Here is a 10,864-nt window from a genome sequence, read left to right on the forward strand (position 1 = left end):
CACACGGACAGGACAGCACGCATGGAACTGCACATCACCGGCGACGCCGCCGCGGACAAGCTCCTCAGCGACGACGCCTTCGCCCTGCTCACCGGCATGCTGCTGGACCAGCAGGTGACCATGGAGTCCGCCTTCGCCGGGCCGGAGAAGATCCGCACCCGGATCGGATCGTTGGAGCCCGGCACCATCGCAGGCTACGACCCGCAAGACTTCGTCGAGGTCTTCAAGGAAAAGCCCGCCGTGCACCGGTTCCCCGGCTCCATGGCCGGCCGGGTCCAGGCGCTGGCCGAGACCGTGGACAAGGAGTGGGGCGGGGACGCCACCGCGATCTGGACCCAGGGCGAGCCCGACGGCGCCGAGGTGCTCCGCCGGCTCAAGGCCCTCCCGGGTTTCGGCGAGCAGAAGGCGAAGATCTTCCTGGCGCTGCTGGGCAAGCAGTGCGGCCTCAAGGCCGAGGGCTGGCGCGAGGCCGCCGGGCACTACGGCCAGGCGGACGCCTACCTGTCCGTGGCGGACATCGTCGACCCCGATTCCCTGGTCAAGGTTCGGGCCAGCAAGCAGGCCGCGAAGGCCGCGGCGAAGGCGGCCAAGGGCGCGGAATGACGGGCGGCGCCGACGTCGTCCGACGTCGACGCGCCTCGCCGTCGTAGGGCGGAGCGGCCGTCGTCGTCGAACTCCGCCTTCGGCCCCTACGGCCGGGCGGCGAACCGTTCCAGCAGGTCCACGTGGCCGGAGACGATCAGCATGTCCCGGGCGGAAACCTTGGTCTCCGGCCGGGCGTAGGTGAAGTCCTCGCCGGGGGACTTCACGCCCACGATCGTCACGCCGTACTTGGACCGGACCTTGGATTCCTCCAGGGTGAAGCCCACGGTCTCCCGCGGCGGGTACATCTTGACGATCGCGAAGTCGTCGTCGAACTCGATGAAGTCCAGCATCCGGCCGGAGACCAGGTGCGCCGCGCGGACGCCGGCGTCGGCCTCCGGGTAGATCACGTGGTTGGCGCCGATCCGGGTGAGGATCTTGCCGTGCGAGGGCGTGATCGCCTTGACCCAGAGGTGCTCGATCCCGAGGTCCACCAGGTTGACGGTGATCAGCACGGAGGATTCGATCGAGGTGCCCACGCCGACGACGGCGGAGCTGAACTCCTGCGCACCGAGCTGGCGGAGGGCGTCGATGTTGGTGGCGTCGGCCTCCACCACGTGGGTGAGGACGCTGGACCACTTCTGCACCAGGGTGCGGTCGCGTTCGATCGCCAGCACCTCGCGGCCCTGCTTGACGAGCTGTTCGGCGGTGGACGCGCCGAAGCGGCCCAGCCCGATCACCAGGACCGGGGCATTGTGGGCGGGGCGGTTGACGGCGCCTGAGGAACTAGCCAATGATCGGTCTCTCTTCCGGGTAGTGGTACAGCTGGCTTCGCTGGCGCAGTGCCAGCCCGGCCGCGAGCGTGACGGTCCCGACGCGGCCGGCGAACATCAGCACGGTGAGGACATAGACGCCGGCCGGCGGCAGTTCGGCGCTGAGGTTGGTGCTCAGGCCCACCGTGGCGAAGGCGGAAATCGTTTCGAACAGGACCCGGTCCAGGGTGGCACCGCTGATCTGCAGCAGCAGGAGCGCGGACACGGCCACCAGGGTGGCACCGGCGACGATCACCGAGATGGCCACCCGCATGGTGCCCTCCGGGATGGTGCGGCCGTAAATTTTCACGTCGGCGTCGCCGCGGGCCTCGGCCACGATGGCCAGGAACATTACGGCGATGGTGGTGACCTTAATGCCGCCCGCCGTCGACGCCGAGCCGCCGCCGGCGAACATCAGGGCGTCGCTGAGCAGCATGGTGGCCGAATCCATGTGGTTCTGGTCCACCAGGTTGAAGCCGCCGGAGCGGGTCATGACGGAGGCGAACAGCGAGTGCGTGATCTTGTCGCCCACGCTCATGCTGCCGATGGTGCGGACGTTGTTCCACTCCAGCAGGCCCCACAGGACGGCGCCGGCGGCCAGGAGGATCAGCGAGACCTGGATGGTCAGCTTGGTGTGCAGGTTCCATTTCTTCCAGTTCAGGCCGTTCTGCTGCAGGACCATCACCACCGGGAAGCCCAGGCTGCCAAGGAAGACGCCCAGCATCAGCGGAACCAGGATCCACAGGTCCGTCTCGTAGGGCACGATCCCGTCCGAGTGCGGCGTGAACCCGGCGTTGTTGAAGGCGGAAATGGAGTAGAAGATCCCGTGCCAGAGGGACTGTCCGAAGCTCTCACCCAGGGACAGGAACCGCGGCACCAGCGCGGCGGCGAGGACCGCCTCGATCACCACGGAGGTGACGATCACGATCCGCAGCAGGGTGCCCACCTCACCGAGCCGGCCGGCGTTGTTCATGGCCTCCTGGGCGATGAGCTTGCCGCGGACGCCGAGTTTCTTGCTCACCACCAGAGCGAGCAGGGACGCCAGGGTCAGTGTGCCGAGACCGCCGACGAAGATCCCCACCAGGATCACGAGCTGCCCGAAAAAGGACCAGTGCACGGCCGTGGACACCACGGTCAGGCCGGTCACGCACACCGCGGAGACGGCCGTGAATAGGGCTTGGTGCAGCGGGGTGGCCTGGCCTGTGGCGGAGGAAACGGGCAGCGAGAGCAGGGCGGTGAAGACGAGGACGACGACGGCGAACGCGGTGACCGCCAGCCGTGCCGGGGACGTGTTCGCGATGTCGTCCACGAAGTCGCGCAGCCGGGTGAGGATCCACAACCCTTCCCGCTCCGGCTGGCCGGGGTGCCAGCTGGCCGGGTGGGGTGACCTCGACTGGCTTTGCTTCATGTGCGGTTTGTCCTCGGTTGAAACGGCGTCCACAGTAGTAAACCACTATATTCCGCGGCAGGTCGGGGGAGGGGGTGCGCTCCGGTAGCCTGTGAGGGATGACTTTCCTGCCCGGACTCGCCCAGGCCGCATTACCAACGACGGTGGTGTGGGACTCCGCTATGACGGCGTACAACTTCGGCCACAGTCACCCGATGGCGCCGGAGCGGATGGAACTGACTGCCCGGCTGTCCCGGAGCCTCGGCCTGCTGGACCTTGACCACGTCACGGTGGCCGCCCCGGAGGTCGCCAACGACGCCGAACTCGCCGCCGTGCACAGCGTCGACTACATCGCCGCCGTCCGCCGCGTCAGCACCGACCCCGCTACGCCGGATGAGAAGCGGGGCCTCGGAACCGAGGACGACCCCGCCTTCGCCGGGATGCACGAGGCGAGCGCGCGTCTGGCGGGCGGATCGCTGCTGGCGGCCGGCGCCATTCTGGACGGCAGCGCGGTCCGTGCTGTGAACTTCGGCGGCGGCATGCACCACGCGTCCCGTGAGCGGGCCAGCGGCTTCTGCATTTACAACGACGCAGCCCTCGCCATCCAGCGGCTGCTTGACGGCGGCGTGCAACGGGTGGCGTACGTCGACGTCGACGCCCACCACGGCGACGGGACCCAGAGCATCTTCTGGGACGACCCGCGGGTACTCACCATTTCGCTGCACGAGACCGGGCTGACCTTGTTCCCCGGCACCGGGTTCGCCAACGAGATCGGCGGCCCCAACGCCCAGGGCAGCGCCGTGAACGTGGCCCTCCCGGCCGGGACGGGCGACGCCGGCTGGCTGCGCGCCTTCCACGCCGTCGTGCCGCAGCTGGTCGGGGCGTTCGAACCCGAGGTGATCGTCAGCCAGCACGGCTGCGACTCGCACAGGCTGGACCCGCTGACGCACCTGAACATCAGCGTGGACGGCCAGCGGGAGGCGGCCTCCGCCGTCGCCGGCCTCGCCGCCCGCTACTGCGACAATCGGTGGATCGCCACCGGCGGCGGCGGGTACAACGTCATAACCGTGGTGCCCCGTTCCTGGAGCCACCTGGTGGCGATCGCCGCCGGCCGCCCGGTGCCGCTACGCACCCCCGTTCCGGAGGACTGGCGCCAGCACGTCAAGGACACGTACGGGGCGAAGTACGGCGTGGAGCCGCCCACGGTGATGGGCGACGACGTCGATCTCTGGTGGCGCTCCTGGGAGGTCGGCTTCGATCCCAACGACGCCGTGGACCGCACCGTCATGGCCACCCGCAAGGAAGTTTTCCCGCTCTACGGCCTGGACCCCTGGTTCGACTGAACCCGGCCCCGCCCGGTGGATGCCATCCGGCGTATATGTCGCTAGGGTGGAGGGCATGGTGACAGACGACGTATTTGCCGTCATTGCAGAGTCCACCCGCCGGGAGATCCTGATGGCCCTCCGCGACGGAGACAAGGCCGTGGGGGAGCTGGTGCAGGAACTCGAGGCCAGCCAGCCCACCATCTCCAAGCACCTCAAGGTTCTGCGCGAGGCTGACCTGGTCAGCATGCGGGCGCAGGGCCAGAAACGCTTCTACGCGCTGAACCCCGGGCCGCTCGCCGACGTCGCCTCGTGGCTGGGCACGTTCGACGGCGTCGCTCCCGCCGAACCCGCGGCTACCGCGCCTGCGTCCTCCGCCGCGCCGGTCGATGCCGCGTCCGCCGCGTCGCCGGCCGAGGCACCCGGGACCCTGGCCGAGGCCGTCACCGGAACCCCGGCCGGCAACGGCCGTCAGGAACTCCCGGCGGAGAGCTCGCTGAGCCCCGCCGTCGCGCTCCCGGTCGGCACCCTGCCCGACGGAACACTTGCCCCGGGCGCCGTGGCCGAGGACCGGCGGCCGCAGCAGATCGGCCGGACCGTGGGCCGCGCCGCAACCCGCGCCGCGGACCTGCTGGCCAACCTGCCGAAGTTCGGCCGCAAGAAGTAACCCGCGACCGCAAGACTCAGGCTGCAAGACTCTGACAGCACGACTCAGGCCGCCATGAATGTTCATGGCGGCCTGATCTGTGTGTCCTCTGGGGCGGGCGGTACCTACCCCTGCAGCAGGTGCACGTGGTCCGGGGTCAGGTCCGCGATGTGGCTCACGCCCAGGAGCGCCATGGTGCGGCGCATGTCGGTGGCCAGAATCTCGATCGCCCGCTCCACGCCGGCCTGGCCGCCCGCCATCAGCCCGTAGAGGTAGGCCCGTCCGATCAGCGTGAAGTCCGCCCCCATCGCCAGTGCCGCGATGATGTCCGCACCGCTCATGATGCCGGTGTCCAGGATGACGGCCGCGTCACTGTTGTCGGAACGGAGCGCCGCCGTGACCTCCGGCAGGAGGTGGAAGGGGATCGGGGCGCGGTCCAGCTGCCGGCCGCCGTGGTTGGAGAGCACGACGCCGTCGGCCCCGTGGTCGACGACCTTGCGGGCGTCGTCGACGGTCTGGATGCCCTTGACCACCAGCTTGCCCTTCCAGGTTTCCCGGAGCCAGTCCAGGTCATCGAAGGTCAGGGTGGGGTCGAACATCGAGTTGATCAGGTCGGCCACCGTGCCGGTGTACCGGGAGAGTGAAGCGAACGTGAGCGGCTCGTGGGTGAGGAAGTTGAACCACCATTCCGGCCGGTAGGAGGCGTCCAGGACCGTCTTCAGCGTCAGGGCCGGCGGGATGGTCATGCCGTTGCGGACGTCGCGCAGCCGGGCCCCGGCGACGGCTGTGTCCACGGTGACCATGAGGGTGTCGTTCCCGGCCTTCGCCGCTCGGTCGATCAGTTCCAGCGAGCGGTCCCGGTCCGTCCAGAGGTAGAGCTGGAACCAGTTGCGGCCCTCTGGCGCGGCGGCCGCCACGTCCTCGATGGAGGCGGTGCCCATGGTGGAGAGGGTGTAGGGAATGCCTGCCGCGGCGGCCGCCCGGGAACCGGCGTACTCGCCCTCGGACTGCATCATCCGGGTGAAGCCGGTGGGGGCGATGCCAAACGGCAGCCGCGAGGCCTTGCCCAGGATGTCCGTGCCCAGGTCAACGGCCGAGACGTTACGGAGAACGCCCGGACGGAACTCGATGTCCTGGAAGGCCTGCCGGGCGCGGTTCAGGGTGATCTCCGCCTCGGCGGCGCCGTCCGTGTAGTCGAACGGGGCCTTGGGCGTCCGCCGCTTGGCGATGGCGCGGAGGTCCCAGATGGTGCTGGCGCGGCGGAGGCGGGCGGCACGGCCGAGTTCCGGCTTCTTGAACTGCATCAGTGGCGCCAGGTCCGCGTACTTCGGGATCCTGCGCCGCAGGGCATCCGGCAGGGAATCCGGCAGGGCCGGCGCCTGGGGACCCGCCGGCTGGGGACCCGCCGGCCGGGACGCCGGCTGGGCGGCCGGTGTGCCGGAGCCCGCGCCGGCACCGCCGGGGAAGGTGCCCGAAGCGTCATCCGCTCCGGTGTCCTGCGGGGTGGTCGGCGCCTCGGGGTTGGTGGTCCCTACGGGTTGCGTCATTGCTGCCTCCGGGTCTGTCAGGCTGTGGATTGCGGTGTCGGTCGTTGGAATTCGCTGCATGCCATGGTCCATGGATCACGGGAAGCAGGCCCGGGATCATGTGGTCTAACCACACTGTAGGACGGCGCGGCTTACAGTTCAACCATCGTCCGCCCGGGCGAATGTTACGGGCTGCTTTTGCGGGGAGTCCGGCCGCGGCGCTATGGTCATTGCCATGACTAGCCGTTGGTATGCGTATTTTTCGTTGGCTCTGGAGGGGCCCGCGTCTAACTGACACGCATCCAACTTTCCTTCAGAGCCAACAGGGCAGAGATCATTCTCTGCCCTTCGCCATTTCTCCGGCGGGTTCTGATCAGGGCCCGCTCCCCATCCGGAACAGGACCCATCATGAGCATCGAAGCAGCCCCGGCCCGCCAGCAGTCCACCTCTGACCTGCGGATCAACGACTTCACCCCGCTGCCCACCCCGCAGGCGATGATTGCCGACCTGCCGCTCGACGAGCGTTGCGCCGACGTCGTCGCCCGCGGCCGGGACGAGGTACGCGCGGTGATGGACGGCGTCGACGACCGGCTCCTGGTGATCGTGGGCCCCTGCTCGATCCACGACCCCAAGGCCGGCCTGGAGTACGCCCGCCGGCTGATCAGCCAGGCCGAGAAGCACCGCGGGGACCTGCTGATCGTGATGCGCACCTACTTCGAGAAGCCGCGGACCACGGTGGGCTGGAAGGGCCTGATCAACGATCCGGGGCTCGACGGCGGCCACGACATCGCGGGCGGCCTGCGGGCCGCGCGGCAGTTCCTGCGCCAGGTCACCGCCCTGGGACTGCCCACCGCCACGGAGTTCCTGGAGCCGATCAGCCCGCAGTACATGGCCGACCTGGTGTCCTGGGGTGCCATCGGCGCCCGCACCACCGAGAGCCAGATCCACCGCCAGCTCGCCTCGGGCCTGTCCATGCCAATCGGGTTCAAGAACGGCACCGACGGCGGCCTGCAGGTGGCGCTCGACGCGTGCAGCGCGGCCGGTGCCGCCCAGGCGTTCCTCGGCATTGACGGCGAGGGCCGGGCCGCCATGGTCAGCACCGCCGGCAACCCGGACACGCATGTCATTCTGCGCGGCGGCAGCGGCGGCCCGAACTACGCAGCCGCCGACGTCGAGGACGCCTCCGCCAAGCTGGCCGGACGGCAGCTGAACCCGCGCCTGATCGTGGACGCCAGCCACGCCAACAGCGGCAAGAACCACCACCGGCAGGCCGAGGTGGCCCTGGAAATCGGCGCTCAGCTGGAGAACGGCGGGGCGTCCGCGGCGGCGATCGGCGGCGTGATGCTGGAGAGCTTCCTAGTGGGCGGGGCGCAGGCCCTCGACGTCGAGGCGCACGCCGCCGGGACCGACGACCTGACCTACGGCCAGAGCGTGACGGACGCGTGCATGGACTGGGACGTCACGGCGTCCGTGCTCGACCAGCTGGCGGCTTCGGCCCGGGCCCGCCGGGACCGGCTTACGGCGGAATAGTCCTGCCCAATTCCTGAGGAACTCTTTCACATTGGCACCAGAAACCCCTAGAGTATCTAGCACATGGTTGTTTGATGGCTCAGCATCGGCACACCGCCATGTCGTTCAGACGGGGCAGCCGTTCGCTTGAGCAAAAGGAATAAGGTAAATGTCTTCGGAGGCCAACTTCTCCAACGCGCGCTTTCTCACTGTGGCCGAGGTCGCGGAGGTCATGCGCGTATCCAAGATGACCGTGTATCGCCTGGTGCACTCCGGTGAAATGCCGGCGGTGCGTTTTGGCCGCTCCTACCGGGTTCCGGAAAGCGCCGTCGAACAGTACCTCAAGGGTGCTGTGGTCGACGGGCACACCGAAACGGCCTGAGCCCGCCGCCGTTCAGCCCGGGCCGTGCTCCACCCCTGCCCGGGCCGCGGTCGTGGTGCGGGCCGCGGAGGCGGTACCCTGTTAAGGAACGTTTAACGTCATTGTAAGAACCTGTCAGTTGTTTCAGTCTGCTGCTAAGCCCGCGGACACTTCCCAACGGGCAGGTACTGCATCTAGCCGGTAAGGAACTTTCGTGGGTTCAGTTATTAAGAAGCGTCGCAAGCGTATGGCCAAGAAGAAGCACCGCAAGCTGCTTCGCAAGACCCGCCACCAGCGCCGCAACAAGAAGTAGAGATACTTCGTTCAGCGTGAAATGCCCGTTGCCTTCCGGCAGCGGGCATTTTCTTTGCCCGGATGAGGGTCAACCGGGGCGGTGTGCTTTGAGGCTTGGGCGCGGAATCCGCGGCGCTAGCGGAAATCCGCACCGATTTCGGACCAGCGCATACCGGACCAGAGGTGCGCCGGTCCGAATCCGCCGCCTCCGTCCGGAACCGTAGCGGAAACGGTGACGCCGGGGCTGTCCCATCCGGGGGAGCGCCGCCTCGGTCCGGAACCGCAGCGGAAACCGGGCGAGCTTAGGCGGTGGGGCCGCGGAAACGGGAGTAGCTGCGCCAGAGGCCGTAGATGGCGCCGCCAACCGTGGCCGCCTTCAGGCCCAGGGTCGCGGCGCGGCGGCCGGACCGGAAATCGTAGACCGGCCAGTTGTTCTCTCGGGCGTGGCGGCGCAGCCGGGCGTCAGGATTGATCGCCACCGGGTGGCCCACCATGCTCAGCAGGGGAATGTCGTTGTGCGAGTCGCTGTAAGCCCAGCAACGGGACAGGTCCAGGCCCTGCTCCTCGGCGATGCGGCGGACGGCGACGGCCTTGGCCGGACCGTGCAGGATGTCGCCCACCAGCCGCCCGGTGTAGGAGCCCTCGTGGATTTCGCCCACGGTGCCGAGTGCGCCGGTAAGGCCCAGCCGGGTGGAGATCACCGTGGCCACCTCGATCGGCGTCGCGGTGACGAGCCAGACCGGGCGGTCCATCCGCAGGTGCTGTTCGGCGAGGGCCTTGGTGCCGGGCCAGATCCGGGACTCGATCATCTCGTCGTAGACCTCTTCGCCGAGGGCCTCGATGTCCTTGACGGTGAAACCGGAGGCCAGGCTGAGGGCGGTATCCCGGACGGCGTGGACGTCCTCCAGGTTCTCACCGCGGCAGACGAACATCAGCTGTTTCCAGCCAAACCCTGCGGCCTGGCGGAGGGTGAACGCCCCGCGCTGGTGCATTTTGCGTGCCACGTGGAAGAGGCTGGCGCCGCGCATCAGCGTGTTGTCGACGTCGAAGAAGGCAGCTTCGCCGTGCTTCGGTGACGCTGCCGTCCGCGCGGCGACGGCGACGATCTTCTCCTCGGGCATGCCACGAGTCTAGTCAATGCGGCAGGCATCCCCGTGATCGGAGCCGTCCGCCGCACCGTAGGAGCGGGCCGAAAAGCCCTGCAAACCTTGCGGGAGAGAGGGGCACGGCACCTTCGTCGGGCCGGACCAGGGCTGCGTCGACGACGGCGCCGGCGCCCGGCTACCGTTAAACCATGGCCAGCACCGACCCGCACCAGGCGCCCAGTCCCGCCGTCGTCCTCATCACCAAGCCGAACTGCCACCTGTGCGAGGACGCGCGAGACGCCGTGACCCGGGTGACCGCCGCGCTGGGCCTTGAGTGGTCCGAGCAGTCGATCGACGACGACGCGGCCCTGCGTGAGCGTTTCGCCGAGGAGATTCCGGTGGTGCTGGTGGACGGCGTGCAGCGCGACTTCTGGCGGATCGACGAGGCGCGGCTGACGCGGACCCTTACCCGCGCGCTCGGCACCGGCCACTGAGCAGGTCACTCAGCCTGGCGCTGATAGGCCGTTCGGCTGCCGCTGCTTTGTGGGCCGAAGTCGCCCGGCCCTAGAGTGGGAAGACAACAAGACTCGATGGAGCAGATAGTGACCTCGCTGGACCCCACACCCGGCGCCTTGGCCGCGGGTGCCGGCGCAGCCGCCAAGCAGATTCCGCCCGCGGCCGTGGCGCGGCTGACCCTCTATCTGCGCGCCCTGACCACGCTCCTGTCCGAGGGAGTGGACCGCGTCTCCTCCGAATCGCTCGCCGAGGCCTCCGGAGTCAGCTCCTCCACCCTCCGCAAGGACCTGTCCTACGTCGGCTCCTACGGCACCCGCGGCGTCGGCTATGAGGTGCAGTACCTGAACCAGCACATTGCCGCGGCCCTGGGACTCACCCGGGACTGGAAGGTCGCGATCGTCGGCGCCGGCAACCTGGGCAAGGCGCTGGCCCGGTACGGCGGGTTCGAATCCCGCGGCTTCGACATCGTCGCAATCCTCGACGCCGACCAGATGGTGATCGGCAGCGAGGTGGGCTGGCTGCGGGTCAGCGACGCCGCCGACCTCGAAGCGGTCCTGCACCGCACCGGCGCCAACATGGTGGTCCTGGCGCTGCCCGCCGCCGTCGCCCAAAGCGTCTGCGACCGGGTGGTGGCCGCCGGGGTACGCAGCATCCTCAGCTTCGCCCCGGTGATGCTTCAGGTCCCGGACGGGGTGAACCTGCGGAAGGTGGACATGGCCACCGAACTGCAGATCCTCGCCTACCACGCACAAAGGGCGCAGGACCCGGACGACGCCGACTGATCAGTCGGCGTCGTCCGGGTCCCGCGCCCGGCGCGTGAACGC

12 protein-coding genes are annotated in these 10,864 nt (G+C 68.9%); 8 read left to right on the forward strand and 4 right to left on the reverse strand.

Features of this window, described 5'->3' with window-relative positions; all coding sequences use genetic code 11:
* Positions 1-21 precede the first annotated feature (21 nt).
* On the forward strand, positions 22-603 hold the full coding sequence (locus ACFUCU_RS07700; protein WP_364133794.1) for an HhH-GPD-type base excision DNA repair protein: 582 nt from the start codon (positions 22-24) through the stop codon (positions 601-603).
* An 86-nt stretch (positions 604-689) separates the two neighbouring features.
* Here ACFUCU_RS07700 and ACFUCU_RS07705 read toward each other — a convergent pair whose 3' ends face one another.
* Together ACFUCU_RS07705 and ACFUCU_RS07710 are read right to left on the reverse strand one after the other, a co-directional pair.
* Entirely contained in the window at positions 690-1,376 is a 687-nt protein-coding gene (locus ACFUCU_RS07705) for a TrkA family potassium uptake protein (protein ID WP_290256130.1), read from the reverse strand.
* Positions 1,369-2,802, reverse strand: coding sequence for a potassium transporter TrkG (locus ACFUCU_RS07710; RefSeq protein WP_364133791.1), 1,434 nt, complete (start codon positions 2,800-2,802; stop codon positions 1,369-1,371). The genes ACFUCU_RS07705 and ACFUCU_RS07710 overlap by 8 nt, the downstream gene beginning before the upstream one ends.
* 98 nt (positions 2,803-2,900) lie before the next feature.
* On the opposite strand from ACFUCU_RS07710, the gene ACFUCU_RS07715 reads away from it, so the two are divergent.
* Both ACFUCU_RS07715 and ACFUCU_RS07720 read left to right on the forward strand, forming a co-directional pair.
* Complete coding sequence (locus ACFUCU_RS07715; RefSeq protein WP_377971803.1) at positions 2,901-4,124, forward strand: acetoin utilization protein AcuC; 1,224 nt, start codon at positions 2,901-2,903, stop codon at positions 4,122-4,124.
* Positions 4,125-4,179: 55 nt separating this feature from the next.
* Entirely contained in the window at positions 4,180-4,770 is a 591-nt protein-coding gene (locus ACFUCU_RS07720; protein WP_377971805.1) for an ArsR/SmtB family transcription factor, read from the forward strand.
* 104 nt (positions 4,771-4,874) lie between these two features.
* Here the strand turns inward: ACFUCU_RS07720 and ACFUCU_RS07725 are convergent, their stop codons facing one another.
* A complete protein-coding gene (locus ACFUCU_RS07725; protein WP_377971807.1) occupies positions 4,875-6,296 on the reverse strand; it encodes an alpha-hydroxy-acid oxidizing protein in 1,422 nt (473 codons plus the stop codon).
* 387 nt (positions 6,297-6,683) lie between these two features.
* Here ACFUCU_RS07725 and ACFUCU_RS07730 point away from each other — a divergent pair, with 387 nt between their 5' ends.
* From ACFUCU_RS07730 to ACFUCU_RS07740, 3 genes are all read left to right on the forward strand, one after another.
* Positions 6,684-7,805, forward strand: a complete 1,122-nt coding sequence (locus ACFUCU_RS07730) for a 3-deoxy-7-phosphoheptulonate synthase (RefSeq protein ID WP_377971809.1) — start codon at positions 6,684-6,686, stop codon at positions 7,803-7,805.
* Positions 7,806-7,953: 148 nt separating this feature from the next.
* Entirely contained in the window at positions 7,954-8,166 is a 213-nt protein-coding gene (locus ACFUCU_RS07735; protein WP_290256124.1) for a helix-turn-helix domain-containing protein, read from the forward strand.
* A 193-nt stretch (positions 8,167-8,359) separates the two neighbouring features.
* Positions 8,360-8,458, forward strand: a complete 99-nt coding sequence (locus ACFUCU_RS07740) for a 30S ribosomal protein bS22 (protein ID WP_003792170.1) — start codon at positions 8,360-8,362, stop codon at positions 8,456-8,458.
* 283 nt (positions 8,459-8,741) lie between these two features.
* Here ACFUCU_RS07740 and ACFUCU_RS07745 read toward each other — a convergent pair whose 3' ends face one another.
* A complete protein-coding gene (locus ACFUCU_RS07745) occupies positions 8,742-9,560 on the reverse strand; it encodes an HAD family hydrolase (protein WP_377971811.1) in 819 nt (272 codons plus the stop codon).
* 173 nt (positions 9,561-9,733) lie between these two features.
* Here ACFUCU_RS07745 and ACFUCU_RS07750 point away from each other — a divergent pair, with 173 nt between their 5' ends.
* Together ACFUCU_RS07750 and ACFUCU_RS07755 are read left to right on the forward strand one after the other, a co-directional pair.
* Positions 9,734-10,018 carry a glutaredoxin family protein gene (locus tag ACFUCU_RS07750; RefSeq protein ID WP_364133776.1) on the forward strand — a complete coding sequence of 95 codons (285 nt, stop codon included), beginning with the start codon at positions 9,734-9,736 and terminating at the stop codon, positions 10,016-10,018.
* Positions 10,019-10,114: 96 nt separating this feature from the next.
* Entirely contained in the window at positions 10,115-10,822 is a 708-nt protein-coding gene (locus ACFUCU_RS07755) for a redox-sensing transcriptional repressor Rex (protein WP_290256121.1), read from the forward strand.
* Positions 10,823-10,864: the final 42 nt, after the last annotated feature.

This window comes from Arthrobacter sp. NPDC057259, from assembly GCF_042668995.1.
Lineage (GTDB): Bacteria > Actinomycetota > Actinomycetes > Actinomycetales > Micrococcaceae > Arthrobacter.

What these genes read in the sequence shown, in the direction of transcription:
- ACFUCU_RS07700 (WP_364133794.1), top strand. Translation starts at nt 22, where the DNA reads ATGGAACTGCACATCACCGGCGACGCCGCCGCGGACAAGCTCCTCAGC.
- ACFUCU_RS07710 (WP_364133791.1), bottom strand. Translation starts at nt 2,802, where the DNA reads ATGAAGCAAAGCCAGTCGAGGTCACCCCACCCGGCCAGCTGGCACCCC.
- ACFUCU_RS07715 (WP_377971803.1), top strand. Translation starts at nt 2,901, where the DNA reads ATGACTTTCCTGCCCGGACTCGCCCAGGCCGCATTACCAACGACGGTG.
- ACFUCU_RS07720 (WP_377971805.1), top strand. Translation starts at nt 4,180, where the DNA reads ATGGTGACAGACGACGTATTTGCCGTCATTGCAGAGTCCACCCGCCGG.
- ACFUCU_RS07725 (WP_377971807.1), bottom strand. Translation starts at nt 6,296, where the DNA reads ATGACGCAACCCGTAGGGACCACCAACCCCGAGGCGCCGACCACCCCG.
- ACFUCU_RS07730 (WP_377971809.1), top strand. Translation starts at nt 6,684, where the DNA reads ATGAGCATCGAAGCAGCCCCGGCCCGCCAGCAGTCCACCTCTGACCTG.
- ACFUCU_RS07735 (WP_290256124.1), top strand. Translation starts at nt 7,954, where the DNA reads ATGTCTTCGGAGGCCAACTTCTCCAACGCGCGCTTTCTCACTGTGGCC.
- ACFUCU_RS07745 (WP_377971811.1), bottom strand. Translation starts at nt 9,560, where the DNA reads ATGCCCGAGGAGAAGATCGTCGCCGTCGCCGCGCGGACGGCAGCGTCA.
- ACFUCU_RS07750 (WP_364133776.1), top strand. Translation starts at nt 9,734, where the DNA reads ATGGCCAGCACCGACCCGCACCAGGCGCCCAGTCCCGCCGTCGTCCTC.
- ACFUCU_RS07755 (WP_290256121.1), top strand. Translation starts at nt 10,115, where the DNA reads ATGGAGCAGATAGTGACCTCGCTGGACCCCACACCCGGCGCCTTGGCC.